This window comes from Anoxybacillus sp. B2M1, assembly GCF_001634265.1.
Classification (GTDB): domain Bacteria; phylum Bacillota; class Bacilli; order Bacillales; family Anoxybacillaceae; genus Anoxybacteroides; species Anoxybacteroides rupiense.
Genome location: NZ_CP015435.1, coordinates 3,118,982 through 3,136,700 on the forward strand (window position 1 = coordinate 3,118,982; position 17,719 = coordinate 3,136,700).

The 17,719-nt window shown below is 39.3% G+C and carries 19 protein-coding genes; 12 read left to right on the top strand and 7 right to left on the bottom strand.

From position 1 onward, the window contains the following. Positions 1-373: 373 nt before the first annotated feature. Positions 374-637 carry a YusU family protein gene (locus tag GFC28_RS15165; RefSeq protein WP_044742787.1) on the top strand — a complete coding sequence of 88 codons (264 nt, stop codon included), beginning with the start codon at positions 374-376 and terminating at the stop codon, positions 635-637. Between the two features lie 103 nt (positions 638-740). Here GFC28_RS15165 and GFC28_RS15170 read toward each other — a convergent pair whose 3' ends face one another. Continuing rightward, positions 741-1,829: a GGDEF domain-containing protein gene (locus tag GFC28_RS15170; protein ID WP_066329560.1), complete on the bottom strand. Its 1,089-nt coding sequence runs from the start codon at positions 1,827-1,829 to the stop codon at positions 741-743. A gap of 418 nt (positions 1,830-2,247) precedes the next feature. Then, positions 2,248-3,912 carry an ABC transporter ATP-binding protein gene (locus GFC28_RS15175; RefSeq protein ID WP_044742786.1) on the bottom strand — a complete coding sequence of 555 codons (1,665 nt, stop codon included), beginning with the start codon at positions 3,910-3,912 and terminating at the stop codon, positions 2,248-2,250. 905 nt (positions 3,913-4,817) lie between these two features. Here GFC28_RS15175 and GFC28_RS15180 point away from each other — a divergent pair. Continuing rightward, complete coding sequence (locus tag GFC28_RS15180) at positions 4,818-6,551, top strand: ABC transporter ATP-binding protein (protein ID WP_044742785.1); 1,734 nt, start codon at positions 4,818-4,820, stop codon at positions 6,549-6,551. A 158-nt stretch (positions 6,552-6,709) separates the two neighbouring features. Beyond that, positions 6,710-7,270 (top strand): nitroreductase family protein, encoded by a 561-nt coding sequence (locus GFC28_RS15185; protein ID WP_044742784.1) that lies wholly within the window; start codon positions 6,710-6,712, stop codon positions 7,268-7,270. Between the two features lie 231 nt (positions 7,271-7,501). Here the strand turns inward: GFC28_RS15185 and GFC28_RS19380 are convergent, their stop codons facing one another. Then, positions 7,502-7,669 carry a hypothetical protein gene (locus tag GFC28_RS19380; RefSeq protein ID WP_156487544.1) on the bottom strand — a complete coding sequence of 56 codons (168 nt, stop codon included), beginning with the start codon at positions 7,667-7,669 and terminating at the stop codon, positions 7,502-7,504. Positions 7,670-7,752: 83 nt separating this feature from the next. Between GFC28_RS19380 and GFC28_RS15190 the strand changes: the two genes are divergently transcribed. Further along, positions 7,753-8,334 (top strand): CotO family spore coat protein, encoded by a 582-nt coding sequence (locus GFC28_RS15190; RefSeq protein WP_044742783.1) that lies wholly within the window; start codon positions 7,753-7,755, stop codon positions 8,332-8,334. A 158-nt stretch (positions 8,335-8,492) separates the two neighbouring features. Here GFC28_RS15190 and GFC28_RS15195 read toward each other — a convergent pair whose 3' ends face one another. The 3 genes from GFC28_RS15195 to GFC28_RS15205 form a co-directional block, all read right to left on the bottom strand. Further along, complete coding sequence (locus GFC28_RS15195; protein ID WP_044742782.1) at positions 8,493-8,975, bottom strand: CotY/CotZ family spore coat protein; 483 nt, start codon at positions 8,973-8,975, stop codon at positions 8,493-8,495. A gap of 312 nt (positions 8,976-9,287) precedes the next feature. Then, a complete protein-coding gene (locus GFC28_RS15200) occupies positions 9,288-9,782 on the bottom strand; it encodes a spore coat protein (protein ID WP_044742781.1) in 495 nt (164 codons plus the stop codon). A 101-nt stretch (positions 9,783-9,883) separates the two neighbouring features. Continuing rightward, a complete protein-coding gene (locus GFC28_RS15205) occupies positions 9,884-10,165 on the bottom strand; it encodes a hypothetical protein (RefSeq protein ID WP_044742780.1) in 282 nt (93 codons plus the stop codon). A gap of 604 nt (positions 10,166-10,769) precedes the next feature. On the opposite strand from GFC28_RS15205, the gene GFC28_RS15210 reads away from it, so the two are divergent. The 8 genes from GFC28_RS15210 to GFC28_RS15240 all read left to right on the top strand — a co-directional run bounded on the left by GFC28_RS15210 (position 10,770) and on the right by GFC28_RS15240 (position 17,511). Beyond that, positions 10,770-11,129 (top strand): DUF1360 domain-containing protein, encoded by a 360-nt coding sequence (locus tag GFC28_RS15210; protein ID WP_044742779.1) that lies wholly within the window; start codon positions 10,770-10,772, stop codon positions 11,127-11,129. 680 nt (positions 11,130-11,809) lie between these two features. Beyond that, positions 11,810-11,965, top strand: coding sequence for a hypothetical protein (locus GFC28_RS19385; RefSeq protein WP_156487545.1), 156 nt, complete (start codon positions 11,810-11,812; stop codon positions 11,963-11,965). A gap of 133 nt (positions 11,966-12,098) precedes the next feature. After that, the gene (locus tag GFC28_RS15215) at positions 12,099-12,422 is read left to right on the top strand and encodes a hypothetical protein (RefSeq protein WP_044742778.1); all 324 of its coding nucleotides are present in this window, start codon (positions 12,099-12,101) and stop codon (positions 12,420-12,422) included. A gap of 109 nt (positions 12,423-12,531) precedes the next feature. After that, entirely contained in the window at positions 12,532-12,885 is a 354-nt protein-coding gene (locus GFC28_RS15220; protein WP_044742777.1) for a hypothetical protein, read from the top strand. Positions 12,886-13,266: 381 nt separating this feature from the next. After that, on the top strand, positions 13,267-14,034 hold the full coding sequence (locus GFC28_RS15225; protein ID WP_044742776.1) for a glucose 1-dehydrogenase: 768 nt from the start codon (positions 13,267-13,269) through the stop codon (positions 14,032-14,034). After that, positions 14,021-14,494 carry a hypothetical protein gene (locus GFC28_RS15230; RefSeq protein WP_044742775.1) on the top strand — a complete coding sequence of 158 codons (474 nt, stop codon included), beginning with the start codon at positions 14,021-14,023 and terminating at the stop codon, positions 14,492-14,494. The genes GFC28_RS15225 and GFC28_RS15230 overlap by 14 nt, the downstream gene beginning before the upstream one ends. Continuing rightward, complete coding sequence (locus GFC28_RS15235; protein WP_052660947.1) at positions 14,481-15,521, top strand: alpha/beta fold hydrolase; 1,041 nt, start codon at positions 14,481-14,483, stop codon at positions 15,519-15,521. Before GFC28_RS15230 ends, GFC28_RS15235 begins: the two co-directional genes overlap by 14 nt. 703 nt (positions 15,522-16,224) lie before the next feature. Further along, positions 16,225-17,511 carry a glycosyltransferase family 2 protein gene (locus GFC28_RS15240; protein ID WP_052660946.1) on the top strand — a complete coding sequence of 429 codons (1,287 nt, stop codon included), beginning with the start codon at positions 16,225-16,227 and terminating at the stop codon, positions 17,509-17,511. Here GFC28_RS15240 and GFC28_RS15245 read toward each other — a convergent pair. After that, a complete protein-coding gene (locus tag GFC28_RS15245) occupies positions 17,508-17,714 on the bottom strand; it encodes a hypothetical protein (RefSeq protein ID WP_044742773.1) in 207 nt (68 codons plus the stop codon). The two genes, GFC28_RS15240 and GFC28_RS15245, sit on opposite strands and share 4 nt — an antisense overlap. Between the last annotated feature and the right edge of the window lie 5 nt (positions 17,715-17,719).

Here is a 17,719-nt window from a genome sequence, read left to right on the forward strand (position 1 = left end):
TATCACCTGCTCACTTCGTAAGGAATATTGCCGTATCAAGTTGTATTCATCATATAGTAGCAAACATAGTGGCGAGCAAACCGGGCGCTTTTTTTTTTGCGGTTTTGGTAAAATTTTGTTTATAATGGATACAACATGCGACAAGATTCTCGGTCTTTTTTAAAGAACAAGGAAGCGGAACGATGGATCGCTGTTGAGAATATGGGGTTAGGGATGGAACATCAAGCACCTGTTGCCGTTCAATTTTCTAAAAGTAGTCGCCATATATAGTTTAGCAGCTGAGCAAGTGGTTGACTTGCTGGACGGAAGCAGTTAAGATGCCCCCTTTATCTTAGCTGATGATCAAATAAAGGATATCGGAGGGAGATAAAAAATGAATGAATCCTTTACCGAACAGTTTGAAGCACTGATTGAGAAGTATACAGAATTGCTGCTTGGACAAAGCAATTATGAGTTAAAAGAGAAGGTCAAGGTTTGGATTCTTTATTCCCATATTGCCAAATCTATGCCGGCGCTTGGACAACACTGGAATCAATTGTATCCTGATGCGAAGGAACAAGTAAAAGTGATGATTCAAGAAATTAAGCATTTAAACGAACGGGAGCGCGCGAAAAAAGGAGGAGATCGCCGCATCTAGATCAGCTTCGTTTATAGTCCTTCTACTGATTGAACGAGCCATTTCAGCTTCTACGCATAGCGTAAAGGAAAGCAGGACCCGTTCAAAGGAGAGAGAAATGGCATTACGATGGGATAATAGGTTGTTGAAACACAATTCGATTGCGGCCAATTTGCTTGGCTATATATAAATACTGATCAGCTTGTTCGATTGCTTTTTCAATCCCCGTTTGTCTATTTAATCGCGCAAGACCGATGGAGACGGTGATATGCGGCATTTCTGTTCCATCTATTGTATAGAAAGTATGCTGGGCAATGGCAACCCGAAGATTCTCAAGCAGTGTAACCGCTTCCTTTTCGCTATATACCATAATGCAAATAATAAATTCTTCTCCCCCGTAACGTCCAACAATGATTCGCTCTGGAATAAACTCCTTAATCATATCGGCTAGTTTTTTTAATACTTCATCCCCGTTTTGGTGCCCATATGTGTCATTAATTCTTTTAAAAAAATCGATATCAAGCATCGCGATATAATAAGACGGTCCTCGTTTTTGGCTGTTGACGACCTCTACAAATTTTCTCATGTTGTATAAATGGGTAAGGGGATCGTGGTCCGCGTAAAATCGGAGCTTTCTTATAAGCTGGAGCTGTTTTTTGCCTAAATGAATGAAGAAAAGCAATAGAAGTGCTCCTAATTGAAAGGAAAGAAAATGAATGAATGTTTCCTTTTTAAATATCTCCCCATTAAAAGGAGAAAAATGAATGATCGGAAACTGGGAAATTAGCCAAATGGAAGAAAAGAGGAAGAAAACTTGGATGTAACGAAATCCTTTTTTGAGCTTGAAGCGATAATATAAAAGGGATAAAAAAGTAGGCAGCATCCATTCGAATAAAATGCTTGCAAAGGTACCTTCTCCTTCTAATATCCACCTCCACGCAACGACGAAGCAAAGGGCAGGAAGAGCATAGCTTGTACCATGCAGCATAGCCAAAATGACAAGGGGGAGCGTTTGCCAATTCCAGTTTTGTCCGCTGTTTATAGCCAGCAAATCAAATAAGCTGATGGTGGCCAACGACACGATTAGAATATGCAACCATTTGACTTGGTTAGCAGAGAAATATTTCTCTTCATCATTTTGCAAGTAAAGGGCTTGAATGAATAAGTGCATCAGCAGCAAGATACCTATATTTGCTAGTATGAATAGAATCATTCGCCTCACCTCAAATGAATAAAATAATAGGCTTTTGAAAATTATAGAAAAAAACAAAAGGAAAAGATAGAGGTATTTTAATAAATTTTTATTATATAGGGGGAAATGAATGCTTTCTGGAGCATCGACTGTTGTTTTAACACATTCACTGAGAAGACCCCACTTCTAAACGGAGTAGAGGTGGGGGAGGTTATGCTCAAAGCAAAAGAATAAAAAATGATAGAAACCGAGGCACCGACCTCGGTTTTTTCATCAGGGTATCCAATACTTCCCCTTACACGCAGAAGGAGTGATGGATTTTTCTCACAGGCTGGGACATGGATCGGGGAAGAGTCAAATTGTCCAAAGTGCACAAAATCTAGGCAATTTGTAACATGTGAACATCATTGCAAATTTTACGATAAAATCATGAGTTTTGCTAATTGGTGGCCATGATTGCTTCTCCTTGGGAATGGGCATGTAAGTGGATGATTTTGTTACATACTGACTCAAAATCATTGCCATGGTCTATAATGATAAAAATGGAATGTGATGAGCCGTTTTCGATTAATTTCTTTATCTTTTCTTTACCGCTAAAATCCATATGAGAAATTGCTTCATCAAACATGATGATGGTTGCCCCTTTTAAAAGAGCTCTGGCAATAGCAATTCGTTGAATTTGGCCTCCTGATAAATTTTTACCGTTTTCCCCAACTAATGTCTTTTCTTTATCAGGCAATTTTTCTATCATATCATCTAAACCAGTCGCTCTCAGCACTTCCATATAAGTATTCGAATCAACGTTTTCTACACCATATTTAATATTGTTTTCAATTGTATCGTTGAATAAATAGATTTTTTGCGATACGATGCCAATGTTTTTCCGAAGCGATTTTTTATCGATGTCATGAATCGGTATTCCATTTATAAGAACTTGTCCTTTTTGCACATTATATAATCCCATTAATATTCTAAGTATTGTTGTTTTGCCGGTTCCATTTTTCCCCTTTATTAGAAGATTATCAGAAGGGGCTAGTGAAAAACTTACATTGTTCAAGATATATGGCTGGTCTTCTTTATATCTGAAAGATACGCCTTTAAACTCAATGCTCTTAATATCATTTATTTTGACTTTATTCTGCTCCTCATCTTCTCCTATTTGCTCCATAAATATATGAAGCCTTTTCAGACTTACTAATGCCGGCTGGATTGTCAGAACAGTAGCCGATATATTTTGAATAGGCGAATACAGTCTAGGGAGATAGTTCATAAATACCATATATCCGCCTATTGTCATGTTGTTCAATATGACATCTTTCCCGCCCATAACGATTAATAAAACAGAAGACAGCGAACCAACCAAAACAATTAATTCCATACCAATTGAATAAAAGATTGATTGTTTAATATTGGCAGCCACTAGATCTTTAGCTGCTGAATGGATTTTTTCTGTTTCCTTATCCTCTACTGAGAGATTTTTAACTTCTTCGATCCCCTGTACGGACTGCTGTATTTTGTTGTTTAAAACGGCACTTTTTTCAGCAGTTTCAGTAGATATATGAAATATCGAAGACAAGAATTTGTTTGAAATTATATAATATACTGGCATTAACAGGCATAAAATGAATGTTAATTTGGAATTAATTGTTGTCAGAATAATAAAGGTAGCAACTAGTTCAAAAAAACTTAGCAAAATTTTAAAGGTGTTGGCAGAAAACAATCCCCCTATATGGTTTACCTCATTTAATCTTGATGTAATATATCCGCTGGGGTAAAAATGGAAAAACTCCATAGGTAGCTTCAGTAGCCGTGTTGATATATTTTGCCGAATATTCAATACGATATTTTGGCTTACTTTTGTAAAAACTACATTGGAAAAATAGTTGAGCATGCTCTTACTTACATATACGAATGCAAGTATTGCACTGAATATAAGAACATAGTGATAATCTTTTTTGGCTATTCCAAAATCAAAAATATTCTTAATGATTAATCCTGGAAGTACCGTAATCGCAGAAAGAACAACTAATAAAAGAAAAGCGATGGACAAGTTCTTTTTAAAATCTTTTAAATAGCTAAACAATAATTTTGCGCTGTTGCTCATATATATCCTCCTAGTTTCGTTAGTTGAGGTAATGGAACAATAAGTATCTGGATCTTTCTAAAGAAATGAATAGTACAAATTTTACATATCTCTTCGTTAAAATCCTTTTGAAAATCTGTTTCTTATTTTGATTGACATCTTTTGTATTTTTCATTTTAAATTATATAGGTCAAAGATTCCTATCGAAAGATGATAAAATGAACGATTATTATGTCCTTGTGATATTACTTATTGAAGCATTCATCACATTCATCATCTTTGTTTTTTATAAATAATTCTGGTGCTGCTTCACACTTGGACTCTACGATGAAGTTAATTTATAACTACAATCCTATAGCTGTGACCGATTGGGTTTATTATAATGATATATTTTTGATTATAGTAATTATTTAACTAAAAAAGTAGATATTGCTCATAAAGTAGTCGGCAATCAAAAGGGAAAAGTATGAAAAACGGCGCTTGTGCACTGCGGTCCGAAAAGTGGACAGTATAATTTCCATTAACGTGAAGGAATCAGCGTGATCAAGCTCTGGTTTCTTTCCTTTTCCCGCTTTTTTTCAGTATCCCAGAACCCCTTGGAACGGTCAAGGATAAGCATTGGACAGCCTCACGGAATCTGATGGAAGGTTCATATAAATTGATCCAGCAGGATTAAAAAAATAGGGCAGCCGCAGCATCAATCCAGACGTTTTCTTTTATTGACAAGAGCTTGATTGTAAAATTATAATCAAAAATGATTTTCATTATCATTCATTAGGTGTCCGCGACCTATTTTAAATGGGTTGTTATCGACATTTGAAAATTGATTCGAGTTTGGAAGGCGATAGAGAGAAAGAGTGAATGGCGGGGAAGCGCTGAAGTCTGTACAATGTACATAGAGCTTCGATAAAAAGGGGGTAGTAAAGATGGTTCGAAGGTTTTTCGCTTATTATAAGCCATATAAAAGATTATTTTTGCTTGATTTTTCTTGTGCTGTATTAGCAGCCATTATTGAATTAATGTTTCCGCTTGCGGTGAATCAAGTGGTAGACGATCTATTGCCGAGCGGGAATTGGAGCCTAATATTATGGGCTTGTGTAGGACTGTTGTTCATTTATCTTTTGAATGCTTTGCTCAACTACGTTGTTACGTATTGGGGCCATAAATTAGGGATCAATATTGAGACAGATATGCGCAACGAAGCGTTTCAGCACGTTCAAAAGCTTTCTTTTCGCTATTTTGATAACACAAAGACGGGACATTTAGTCTCACGCATGACGAACGATTTAATGGATATTGGAGAAATGGCTCATCATGGTCCAGAGGATTTGTTTATTGCCATCATGACGTTGCTTGGCACATTTGGGATTATGCTTGCGGTGAACCCCAAGCTGGCCGTGATGATTTTTACTCTCGTTCCGATTATTATGCTGTTGACGATTTATTTTGGGAAGCAAATGTCCGTGGCATTTTCGCAGCTATTTGGCGATATTGCAAACTTTAATGCACGCGTTGAAAACAATGTAAGCGGTATTCGTGTTGTGCAGTCCTTTACTAATGAAGAGCATGAAATTGCGAAATTTAAAGAAAGCAACGATCTCTTTCGTTGGACAAAACTGCGCTCTTATCGAATTATGGCCAATAACTCATCCATGAATTATGTTTTAACGAAAATTCTTTCCTTGTTTGTGCTGCTGGCAGGAGCGTGGTTTGTGATTGATGGGCAAATGACATATGGTGAATTTATCGCTTTCTTATTATTAGCCAACGTGTTGATCGGGCCCATTCAAAAAATTAACGCGGTCATTGAAACATATCCAAAGGGCATTGCCGGCTTTAAACGTTTTATCGAGTTTTTAGAGACAAAACCAGAAATTACGGATCACCCTCATGCGCTTCAGCTGTCACATGTCCATGGGGAAATTCGTTATGAGAATGTGTCGTTTTCCTATAAACATGATAAACGTGTGCTGGATCACTTAAATCTTCATATTCGTCCGGGAGAAACCATTGCATTGGTAGGGCCTTCAGGTTCGGGAAAATCGACGATTTGCCATCTCCTGCCGCGATTTTATGAGCGAGATCGTGGCCGCATCATGATTGATGGAATCGATATTCAGGATATTTCTTTAAAGTCTCTGCGTTCACATATCGGCATTGTGCAACAGGATGTCTATCTTTTTGATGGCACCATCCGCGATAATATTGCTTACGGCAAATTAGATGCAACAGAAGAAGAAATTTGGGAAGCCGCAAGAAAAGCGCAATTAGAAGATGTGATCTACAGTCAAGCGGATGGATTAGATACGTTGATCGGGGAGAGAGGAGTGAAGCTGTCAGGCGGGCAAAAACAAAGAATCGCGATCGCAAGGATGTTTTTAAAAAATCCGTCTATTCTTATTTTAGATGAGGCTACATCCGCTTTAGATACAGAAACCGAACAAGCTGTGCAAGAAGCGTTGGATCATTTGGCACAGGGAAGAACAACCATTGTGATTGCGCATCGGCTGGCGACTATTAAAAAGGCTGATCGGATTGCCGTGGTAGCGGATCAGCGGATTATTGAAGAAGGAAGCCATGATGAGCTCATGCGGCGGAAAGGAGCTTATTATCGTCTTTATATGGCACAATTTGGTGATAGAGCCTCAGCAGGCATCTAAGGGAGAAGTGCTGCAATGATAATAGACGCAGGTGGGGGAATTCATATCTAATGGGGAGCAAGGTGAAGAAAAGGCTGAAGGGAAAGACATTTACAAATCCCTTCAATTTTGAAATAATTGTAATTGAAAATCATTATTATTATCATAAGGAGGCATAAATGATCACCATGCAGCAGGAATACAAAGTAGCTCATACCATTAAAGAGCGTCGGTCGATTAAGGAGTTTAAAGAAGATCCCATTCCAAAAGAAGTGATATGTGAATTATTAAATACAGCTGTTTGGGCGCCTAATCATGGATTAAGAGAGCCATGGCGTTTTATACTGTTTGTGAATGAAGGAAAAGAAAAACTGATTGATGCGATTGCTCAAGAATCCAATAATGGAAAGAATATTGATCTATTAAGAGAAAAGCTCCAACCGATTCCAGCGCATTTATTAGTCGTCATGCAGGAAGATCCGCGTCAAAAGCAATGGGAGGAGGATTTAGCGGCAACAAGTGCCTTAATCCAAAATTTCCAACTGGCTGCATGGGAAAAAGGAATTGGCGTGATATGGAAAACAGGAGCCTATATTTATTCGCCATCTTTCCGCAAAAAAGTAGGAGTAGAGCCGGGAGAAAAAATTGTTGGGCTATTACATATTGGCTACCCTGCTTCGATCCCACAGGCCAGACCGCGGACAAAAGCGGAAGAAAAATTAACCGTCATTGAATCATAACGAGATATAGGAAAAAATCATGTGTGCTGGTGATGGATCTTATATAAAGTCGTTTAAAACATATTCATCGAGAAGTCTCCCGCCTCTAAGTTGAAGTGTAGGTGGGAGACTACCATTGGTAAGAAGCACGTGGATGATCCGCTGGCCGAACAACGCAGTCCCTTGAAATGGAGATGAAAGCGGCGTGGTTCGGGCTTCTGTCACGCTGACGAAAAAGCGAGTGAACGAGATTCATGCGACCGTAGATGTTTGCATATGCCGTTTGTTCGATCCTCCAGAAAAACGTTCGTATTTTTCCAGCTGATGAATGGTTCGGTTTCCGCTTCTATCGATAGATTGATCAGGCCTCTCTAATTCCTCCTCTAAGCAACAGACAAGACGAAACGCTTGTGACTTCATGCACAATCCCTCCTGTTCACTTTCTGGTCATCAAAAAAGAGAGGGAACGCATAGAATAAACATGAACAGGAGGTGAAAATTGTATGAAAAGAAAACCATCACCTAAGCCATTGCTATATATTGCGCAGCCGGGCTTTCAAAGAATGAATGCTCCAATGCAAAAAGTTGTTATAAAAAAGGAAAAGGATGTTTCGGAAACACCATATAAAGAAAAGAAGGATGAGACAGAGCAACATGTTGAAGAGGTAAAAGATGAAGTCAAAGATGTAGAAGAAGTGGAAGAAAAGTATGAGATGGTGGTTGAAGAAGCTGAGGATGCTACACCAACTGAAGCAGAGACGGAAGAGGAGAAAGCGGTGACGGAGCAAGAAGAAGTGACGGAACAAGAGGAAGAGCAAGAAGAAGAAACATGGAGCGATACGGATATACGTGAGTATCGGAAACGATTTACGGAGATGACGGTTGCCGAGAAAATCGATTATTTAACGAACTTGCCATCTTATGTACCTAAAGCGCTATGTATCATTGAAACAGAATCAGAAAACATTCGAGGTGTGATTGTAGAGAGAGAAGATAACAGAGTGAAAATTAGAAGAAGCGGCGATTTACGGTTATTGGAATTTGCGCAAAATGAAATTTTGAATATTCAAATATTAAGCTTCTGAATAAAATATATTCTGCAGGGTAAAAAATTTTTTTGGCCATCTTCTTGTTTGCTTCTTTCTTTATTGTATGAAAATAGACTGCCTCATTGTATTGGGCAGTCTATTTTTAGGAACTTGACAGAAAAAATGCTGGTAGAACCAGCAGCCATTTTCCTTTCTTAACCGTGGTGATGGTGTTTTTTTGTATCTCTCGCACGGCCTACTAAATCAGGAGGTAAGCATTGAATAGCAGTGAAGTTCTGCAAGTCGACTTCTATGCAATAATTCGTTTTTTCGAGACCGAAGAAATCTGGATCGCAAGGATCGCAGACACTAATGGTTTCGCCGTCTCCATCAACCGGTCTTAATAAAGATAATGTTGCGCAGCAGTCTTTAATATTTTCAACACGGAAGAAAATCGTTTTAAAGCATGCCATATCGCCAGTAAAGCCGCCCACATTTCCGAAAATAGTGAAAGGATCTCCTTTTTTTGTATAGAGGATAAAAGGAACGGTATCTCTTCCTGGAGAAATAGCAGGGTTTAACAAGTTGCTGAAGCAGCTAGTCGGGCACTGTTCTTCAATGGCTTCTTGCGCATCAAAAATTTCTTCAACCGCTCTGCATACGCAATTATAATCTTTATGATGCTTATCGTGGCCCATTTAATTCAACTCCTTATAACTGGTTTTATTGACCTTCTGTCCCTAACAGAGTATGTGCGTTCATTTTATAGTGTGTGGGCATTTGTCTAAAAATTAGGGAAAATATTCAAGAAAGAAATGTGTTTATCATGGAAAAGATTTGCTTTTTATGTTATAGATTTGCCTAAGAATGTTGGATTTGAAATGACAGATGAAAAGAAAATCTCAAGAGCCAAATGATAAAACACGTATTCATAATCGATGATACAAAAGCAATCGTGCTGGGAGAGGAAAGGTACAAAGGCGAGGGCGAATACCCTCGCCTTGACAGATTTAGAGAATGTCGATTTGTACAACAAGCGCGACGAGAATTTGAATCAATACTTGGAGGGAGATAGCAACATCAGTATCTGTAGTAGTAACAACGACGTTTTTAGAATTTTCGATGATCAATTTTTGTTTGTTTGCTTGAGTAATCGTTGCTTTTTGTAGCAATTCCTGTGTGACTGCCTCAGCACGGATGCTGTCAGCGATTGTTAAGTTAATGACTAATGCGATCGCTACTTGAAGAACAACTTGTAGAGCGACAGCTACTTGTGTTTCTGTAGAAGAGATTTCGATGTCGCAAGAGTCCTTAACGATAATGGTTTCTGACGATAATTGCTCTGTGTCAGCTCTCTGAACCGCATCCTGCATCACTGTAGAATTGTTGTCACTATCATCACAGACGTTAAATCTGTTGTTATAGTAATTATTTGGCTCAAACCGTTTTTCAATGGGATGACATGCGGAACCGTGAGCCTGCCACGAATATGGTCTGGCTTCCATAGTTATTTTCCTCCTTTTTCTTTTAATACTATTAAATGCGGAAAGGATTTTTTTGTATATGATACTTGCCCTAGGGGATTGACCCATTTATTGCGTACTTGTCACGATTTTTTTCTGTTTTTTAACATATCTCTTAAAGTGGTGTTTTTTGGGGGTTCAGGAGTTTTGCTGGCTTTCGCGATTTTTGGTTGGTTTTGCTTTTCGAGAAATTCATTTACTTGGTTTTGTAAATTTCCTACTAGTGCTTTCAGCTGCTGTTTTTCGTCATCTGAAAGCTGCCGTCTGTGCTCGCTGCTTACGTTGTGCTTATTAAATGCATCTAAAATAAACAGTTTGGCTAAGCTTGATGAGATTTGCTCCAGGTTTTTTTTGTTATCAGACAAATGGATTCTCCTCCTTTCAATGTGTCACAGTGTCGGTCCTCAGGGCCGTTTTTTCTTTTGAGATGAACGGTTTTTTCAATTGGAATGCGGCAAAATGGAATAGAAACGTGGTAAATATCCTCCTTTCCTGTATACATATAATGCAAATGTGCCGATTTTTGATTGGATAAACATACAAATGCCTGTGCCCATTTTTTCTATTTTGCTTCACTGGGGCCGGCCATTTAGGATTCGGCCGTGTGAAGATCGGTTATTGCTGCTTTATTCTTATAAAAATAGGACTATTCTTTGATGGCTGTTTTTGCTGTTTATGGACAGGAGATATAGATGGAACTTGGCATGTTGATGTATCGATAATTTCAGGGGAGATGAGGTTTTAGATGTTCACATTTGCATCTTTTCAGAGCTTGGATTGACTGTCGATTGTCAGATGTCCAAGAGCCTACGGCTTTGCAAGTTCATATTGGCGTGGGAAAGAAAGTCCACAGATTTGGCTTCGAACACCCATTCTATAGAGAGGATTGATCCATTCCCAAGTTCGCAGTTGGCTGAACATAATTGATTCCTCCCTGCATATGATGATAAGGAAAGTGAGGGGAAAGGGATGCTGAACAGTATTTCATATATAGAACTGTTCGTTTTTTCGTTTGCTGTTTTTCGGCTGACTAGATTGTTGGTATACGATCAAATAACGAGTTTTATTAGAAAACCTTTTTTAGAGGAAATTGTAGAAACAAATGCTGAAAATGTGGCAGAAACATATGTGGTCATTAAAGGAAAAGGGATTCGTGCCTTTCTAGGAGAGCTTTTAAGCTGTTACTGGTGTACAGGAGTTTGGTGTGCGGCAGGATTATTTTTAGGAGGGTGGCTTTTTCCGGCCGTTTTTGAACCGGTGATCATGATCCTGGCGATTGCGGGAATGGCTGGAGTGATCGAAGCCATTGTAGAAAAATTAGTAGAATAGTTGATTTTGTTAACCATTATCAAAGAGTGAACATAAGATTATATAGAAATAGCTTGGTATTTCGGCTTTTCAAACCATTTATTGGGCCGTCCGGCTGGACATGAGTGCTCCCTCCAAGCCTTCTTTGGGAATAGACGAACTGATTTTTTTGAACAGCGAAGAGCTGAAATTTCAAGTTAAATTTATTTGTAGAAGGGGGAGAAAGGATGGCACGAGAAAAGCATAAAAAGTCTGCAGAATCGACTGAAAAGAAAGAGAAAGAAAACAAAAAAAAGAGAAGAGGCTGTGGATGCGGAAGAAGACGAAAAAAAGAATAAACATAAAGGTTTTGTTAGTAGGGCTCCTTTTCCTGAAAAATATAAAACAGGAAAATGGAGCTTTTTTTCATATTAGAATTTCTCTCCCTTATTAAAGAAGTAAGGCGCTGTCTAGCTTCAAACACCATCGGCTCGAGTCGCGTCGACTCACACTGGAAGGGGGCTTTGCGCTTTTTTTATTCATGATGTCAAGGATAGCCCATATCAATAAAGTAAATATGTTACAACAGACAAGCCGTTGAAGAGTCATTTTTGATAGATGTGGCTTTTAGCGTTGCTATCCAGTACAGATGATTTCACTCTATCAATCCAATAGGGTGTGTTGACATTTGATTTTCATCCTGAATAAGCAAGGAGTCTATCATGTTGTTCAGCTTTTGGTCACGTTTTGACGTGACACGAGCCATTCGCCGATTTTTCTCCCATCATCGAATGAGCGATCTTTCTTTGGAGCGGCTATTATTGGATCGCCGCATCATCTCTATACGGATTGTCGGAATTTGTCCTGTACTCGATTGAGTATGGATATTTGTTTCGACTGTGAGCTGAAAAAATAGTTAATAGTTGATACAAGAGCCATTACAATCGCACACAACAATGATGATGGGAAAAAATAGAATATAATAACTTGCTTGAAAGGAGGAAAAGCAGAATGGCGAAAAAACTCGTTTTAGCGAATTTAGGGAGCTTCACAGATACACAGGTTCAACTGTTAAGACAGTTTAAAAATTTATTAGCGGCTTTGCCAGACAGTCAAAATATTTCTTTGAATTTGAATCCGACAGCTCAGCAGGACGTAAGTGCGCAGCAGGTTGGAGAAGATCTCGGTTTAACGATTACTTTAACAACACCTCTAGGAACCATCTCGTTTTCAATTGGTTTGGATTTACCGATTGAAGACTTGTTGAATACGATTTTAAATGTTGTGACAGCGATCATTTGTGCAATAGACCCAGATTTAGACATATGTTCCTAAATCTATGTTGAAATAGCATATTTTTTGAAATCTATTCTCTTTACCTACAGCATTTTCAATCAAAATGAGTACAGTATAGAGAAATCTAATAATAGGGGGAAAATAAGTTATGAAGCTTAACCTTGGCGGGCTAGGAAATTCTGCGCAAGCAGCCGAGCTCATTAACCGAATTAACGAGGCTGTCAAGTCATTGGGAAATGGGAAGCTTACGACTAATAATACAGCGAGCACAGCGGCTCCATCAACAGCTCAAGCTAGCACACAGCAAGTAAGCGCACAACAAGTAATTGATCCAGACTTTGGATTGAGCATTTCGCTTACCACTCCGCTTGGTACGATTAGTTTTTCTTTTGATTTAGATCTTCCAGAAGTTGATCTAACAGAGATATTGAATATTTTACTAAGTGTCATTGAAGCAGTGCTCTGCGCCTTGTTCCCAACTTTAGATATTTGTACTCCTTAATTTAGCATCTCTTCATTAAGGGCTATATCTATATAGATGTAGCTCAACCTTCTTCGTAATTTATATTGGATATGGAGTTCAGATTGTTTTTCAATGGTGAGATGGCCGAACAACGAATCGCTTCACAAAACCATCAATGCGGCTGAAAGCGGTACAGTTCGGATCTTTGTCACGTGAATGAGCGACAGGGGAAGGTTAGTGAACTTGTCTTCGGCCGTTCATGTTTCAGAGATCCGTTATTCCATTTTTCAGTTGCATTTGTATCGTAATCGATTGTGCAATGTAAAGAAAGCCATGTAAGATCATTCTGAGCGAAGCGAGGAATGAACGAGAGCATGGCTTTCTTTTTCGAAAAAAGCAGTAGAGAAGGGAGAAGCAATGATGCATCGATTATTTGATTTAACAAATAAAACAGCCATTGTTACAGGCGGAGGTACCGGGTTAGGAAAGCAAATTGCTATTGGGCTGGCAGAAGCAGGAGCGAATGTAGTGATTTGTTCACGCAAGCTGGAAAAGTGCGAGGAAGCATGCGAAGAAATTCGACAATTAGGAGCACCATCCATGGCTCTTGCCTGTGACGTGACTCAAGCGGATGATATCAAGCGGGTTTTACAGCAAACAAAGGAAAGGTTTGGAGCGCTTGATATTCTTGTCAACAATAGCGGAACATCATGGATGGCTCCCTTTTTCGATGTTCCTGAAGACAAATGGGAGAAAGTGATGGAGGTTAATGTCAAAGGGATGTTTTTATTTTCGCAAGCGGCTGGAAAAATGATGGCTGAGCAGCAGTCAGGGAAAATTATCAATATTGCTTCCATAGCCGGCATGTACGGACAGCAAGCAACATTGATGGATGCATGGCCCTATTCGACAAGTAAAGGTGCCGTGATTGCGCTGACAAAAGATTTAGCGGCCAAGCTAGCTCCTTTTCATGTACAGGTCAATGCGATTGCCCCAGGTTTTTTTCCTACAAAACTAACGTCTGCATTACAGCATGTCCGTGATGATCTTTTGGCAAAAACACCATCGGGGAGATTGGGGAATGCAGAGGATTTAAAGGGAGCTGCGATCTATCTTGCATCTAAAGCATCGGATTACGTGACAGGCCATATTCTTGTAGTGGACGGTGGAATGAGTGCGACCATATAACATAGAGGTTCAAATCAATAAAAATCTTTTCAAAGCTCGCAATTTAGATGCCATATATAAACAATTAAAAACAAAAAGCTTTCAGCTTGAAAACAAGGGAAATGCATCTATTCAGCAATTGTTGAATCATGAAGCATGGGTTCGGTTATTCGCTGTTTTAGAGCCGCTTATTTCTCGGCAAGTAGGGAAAATAAAAGCCCATCAGGAATTGCTATCCAATGTATTGAATCTTCCTTTAAAAAGCGATATGGCGAATATTGCCCAACTTGTCGTGGATACACAAGAAAAAATTGATGCCCTTGAAGAGCAACTTTGGCCGCTATCTGATGTACGGCAACAAACCATACTTAATGAGAAAATCAACAAAATAGAAGCAGAATTAGGGGATATTCGAGAAATGCTGGCGAAGGTTGTTCACTCTTTGAATGAAGGGAAAGACATGAAAAATGGAGCAGAATGAATTAGTAGGGCATGTCCACAAAGAAATCAGCCGCTGGCGCAATATATGGACGGTACGATCAGATGCGGAGCGTGCAAATGAAACAAAACGAATTTCGATTTGGAAAAAAAACAAAGCTGTGCTATGGTATTATCCTTCCCCAGATAAAAAGTATGATATTCCGGTGTTTCATGTCTATTCGCTCGTGAATCGCGCCTCCATTTTGGACTTGGCCCCGGGCACAAGCTTGATTGAGGGATTTGGATCGAGAGGATATGACGTTTATTTGCTAGATTGGGGAGCTCCTGCTTATGAGGACAAAGATATCACGCTAGAAAACTATATTGTTTCATATCTTCAGCAGGCAGTGAAACGGGCAATCAGGCATTCAGGAGCCGCTGAAATTTCATTAATCGGCTACTGCTTAGGAGGGACAATGGCCGCGATTTATGCTGCCATTGCGGAGGAACCGATTCGAAATTTAATTTTCATTGCTACACCGGTGGATATGAAAAATCTCCCCATTATGAATAAATGGGTGGAGGCGCTTCGAAGCGGAACGATTCAGCCTGCTTCATTTTTTCGCGAGATCGGCATCGTACCAAGGGAATTCATTAAGGCAGGAGTTCGATTATGCACAGTTCCTTTTTACTTTAGCCACTATTTCTCTCTTTTGCAGCGCGCCCATGATGAAGCCTATGTGAGGAAATGGAAGCTTTTCAACGATTGGACGAACGATCATATTCCTTTTTCGAGTGCCGCTTTTCTTGATTTAATGGATTTGATTGCTCAAAATAAAATAATCAATGGCCTCCTTCGAATAAAGGAAAAGTCTGTTCAATTGGAAAATATCACGGCCAATTTGTTGGTTGTGTGCACAAATGGAGATCGCTTAATTCCAGCTGAATTATCTTATCCGATCATCGAAAAAGCTTCAAGCCATGATAAAACATATCAACAAGTGGAAGGAGGACACGTATCGTTTGCGTTACAAGGAGGAATGCCGGAATTTTGGGATGAATGGCTAAAGCAGCGCTCGTCCTTATAGCTTCTCCCTTTTATCATTTGTTTTGTTCCCTGTTCCATTATGGATAGGGACTATTTTTTTATGTTTTTACTGGCAGGCCTTCTAACAAAGCCTATCTGTTTTTTTACTTTAACCTATATGGACCGGAATGAACCTCTCCTCCCGTTCCTTCGTGTAGAGGAGGAGACTTCTCGGTGGGTGGTGTGAAAAAAATCGTCATCAATGAAAAAGCTTCATCGGACGGAAAGAATAACGGAAACAGGTGCGGATAATTCCAATGGTGGGCGACCGGACAACGCCGCTTTACAGAATGGTGAATAGGTCTGAAAGCGGCGTTGTTTCAATCTTTGTCACGTATCCGCAGCTGTAGATTGTAGATTTTGATTTGATAGATGAATATGGAAAGTATGATGCCGTCCATTCATGTGATGAAGCGACAGTTGAAGATCTTTCATCCCTTCCGTCTTTTTTGCTATTAAGCTGAATCTGTATAGATGTTTATGACAAAAACCCCATCACCGTCGGAAGGAGGAAAAGCGGCCATTCACTCATCATAGATGAAGGGACTATTTTTGGATAGGTGGAAAGGCAGATATGATCATACTGAATGATTTTGCAGAGCGGAATGCATCGTCTCTACATATATATGAATAACAGTTTCCCTATTCAGAGCGCTGGAGCTTGTCTATTTATGTGATAAAGAAAGAACATTGGAGGGATGATAGTGGCGGAAGATATTCATGTGTTGCTTTTAGATTATACATCGCCGATTTCATTATCGAAGGCGCTTATTTCTTTACAGCTTCTTCACTCGCGGGTCAAACATATTACCATAATAAATAAAGGGGATTTAGTTCCTTCGCTTCATATTCCCGCCTTGCCGCAACCGGTCACATACCAAAAGATCATCGCGGGAAATTTAGGGAAAACAATCCAACAGCTTGTTAGAGCAAGCGGGTGCGAATATACATTATTTCTGTATGATCATGATTATTTAACAGAAAAAATTCAACACGTATTATTGCAATTAGAGAAAGACAATATGATGATGGTCGATTCGTATCGTGTCCGCGATTTAACGATACAGCGCCCTTTTTTAGTAAAAACGCGTCTTTTGCAGCAATCCTCTTCTTTATTGGAGCGCCAAGTCCCGTTCAAGGAAGCGGTATTGCCTTGCTGGTTCAGTCGTTTAAACGCAGTCAATACGATCATGATTTCGGAGGGGGCGGTCAAGCAAACAAGAAGCGTTGCGAATCATACTAGCTTTTATAAACAAGAGATGATCCAGAAATACTTTAGCCGTCCTATAAATCTCACAGAATCCCCTTCAATTTCCATTATGTTGGCGAATTACAATATGGAACAATATATTGACATCGCTCTTGCCTCTTGTTTTTATCAAACGGTACAACCTGATCAAATATTGGTGATTGACGATGGCTCAAGGGATCGCTCCTATGAAAAAATCCAAAAGTGGAACGGGGTAATCCCTCTCGAAAGCTTCCAGCAAATAAATAGCGGGAAAGCGCGTGCTTTCAATCAATTATTGCCGCAAATCAAGTCGGATTTTGTGTTGGAGCTGGATGCCGATGATTGGCTGGATCCTGATGCAATGGCTGTTTTAAAACAGCATTTGGCCCATCTTTCTGAGGAAGTTTCTGTTCTTTATGGGAATTTGAGATTTTGGAAGCAACAAAACAATGGGGATGTTATATTTAAAGGAATTCGAAAAGGGAAGCCTGTTCACAATCAGCAGGATTTAATAGAATATCCTTTTCCGCTGGGACCGCGTATCTATAGAACGTCGGCTTTAAAAGAAAATGGCGGCTTCCCTGTAAAAGATTTTCAGGATGGCCGCCTGTACGAGGATGTACTAGTGTTAAATGATTTATTAAAAAAGGGACGTCTTCATTATGAAAATTTTACTATATATAATGTTCGTAGGCATCATGCAAGCATTACGAAAAAAAATCACTCCAAATGGAGCGAATTCATCAAATATCTTGATTAAGAAGCGATCGGGAAGCGGATAAAGTTAATGTCAGCAATTAAAATAAAATGTGTGACATTGCTGTATCCAGTAAATTCTACCACTACAATCGAGTTATCTTTTAAGCCTCCTAAAATCCCGGATACAAATAAATCATTCGTTTCAAGCTCTACCAATTGACCAACACGCTTTGCAAGTTCTTCTCTAAATGTGGGACTAAACATAGAAG

What these genes read in the sequence shown, in the direction of transcription:
- GFC28_RS15165 (WP_044742787.1), top strand. Translation starts at nt 374, where the DNA reads ATGAATGAATCCTTTACCGAACAGTTTGAAGCACTGATTGAGAAGTAT.
- GFC28_RS15170 (WP_066329560.1), bottom strand. Translation starts at nt 1,829, where the DNA reads ATGATTCTATTCATACTAGCAAATATAGGTATCTTGCTGCTGATGCAC.
- GFC28_RS15175 (WP_044742786.1), bottom strand. Translation starts at nt 3,912, where the DNA reads ATGAGCAACAGCGCAAAATTATTGTTTAGCTATTTAAAAGATTTTAAA.
- GFC28_RS15180 (WP_044742785.1), top strand. Translation starts at nt 4,818, where the DNA reads ATGGTTCGAAGGTTTTTCGCTTATTATAAGCCATATAAAAGATTATTT.
- GFC28_RS15185 (WP_044742784.1), top strand. Translation starts at nt 6,710, where the DNA reads ATGATCACCATGCAGCAGGAATACAAAGTAGCTCATACCATTAAAGAG.
- GFC28_RS19380 (WP_156487544.1), bottom strand. Translation starts at nt 7,669, where the DNA reads ATGAAGTCACAAGCGTTTCGTCTTGTCTGTTGCTTAGAGGAGGAATTA.
- GFC28_RS15190 (WP_044742783.1), top strand. Translation starts at nt 7,753, where the DNA reads ATGAAAAGAAAACCATCACCTAAGCCATTGCTATATATTGCGCAGCCG.
- GFC28_RS15195 (WP_044742782.1), bottom strand. Translation starts at nt 8,975, where the DNA reads ATGGGCCACGATAAGCATCATAAAGATTATAATTGCGTATGCAGAGCG.
- GFC28_RS15200 (WP_044742781.1), bottom strand. Translation starts at nt 9,782, where the DNA reads ATGGAAGCCAGACCATATTCGTGGCAGGCTCACGGTTCCGCATGTCAT.
- GFC28_RS15210 (WP_044742779.1), top strand. Translation starts at nt 10,770, where the DNA reads ATGCTGAACAGTATTTCATATATAGAACTGTTCGTTTTTTCGTTTGCT.
- GFC28_RS19385 (WP_156487545.1), top strand. Translation starts at nt 11,810, where the DNA reads ATGTTGTTCAGCTTTTGGTCACGTTTTGACGTGACACGAGCCATTCGC.
- GFC28_RS15215 (WP_044742778.1), top strand. Translation starts at nt 12,099, where the DNA reads ATGGCGAAAAAACTCGTTTTAGCGAATTTAGGGAGCTTCACAGATACA.
- GFC28_RS15220 (WP_044742777.1), top strand. Translation starts at nt 12,532, where the DNA reads ATGAAGCTTAACCTTGGCGGGCTAGGAAATTCTGCGCAAGCAGCCGAG.
- GFC28_RS15225 (WP_044742776.1), top strand. Translation starts at nt 13,267, where the DNA reads ATGCATCGATTATTTGATTTAACAAATAAAACAGCCATTGTTACAGGC.
- GFC28_RS15235 (WP_052660947.1), top strand. Translation starts at nt 14,481, where the DNA reads ATGGAGCAGAATGAATTAGTAGGGCATGTCCACAAAGAAATCAGCCGC.
- GFC28_RS15245 (WP_044742773.1), bottom strand. Translation starts at nt 17,714, where the DNA reads ATGTTTAGTCCCACATTTAGAGAAGAACTTGCAAAGCGTGTTGGTCAA.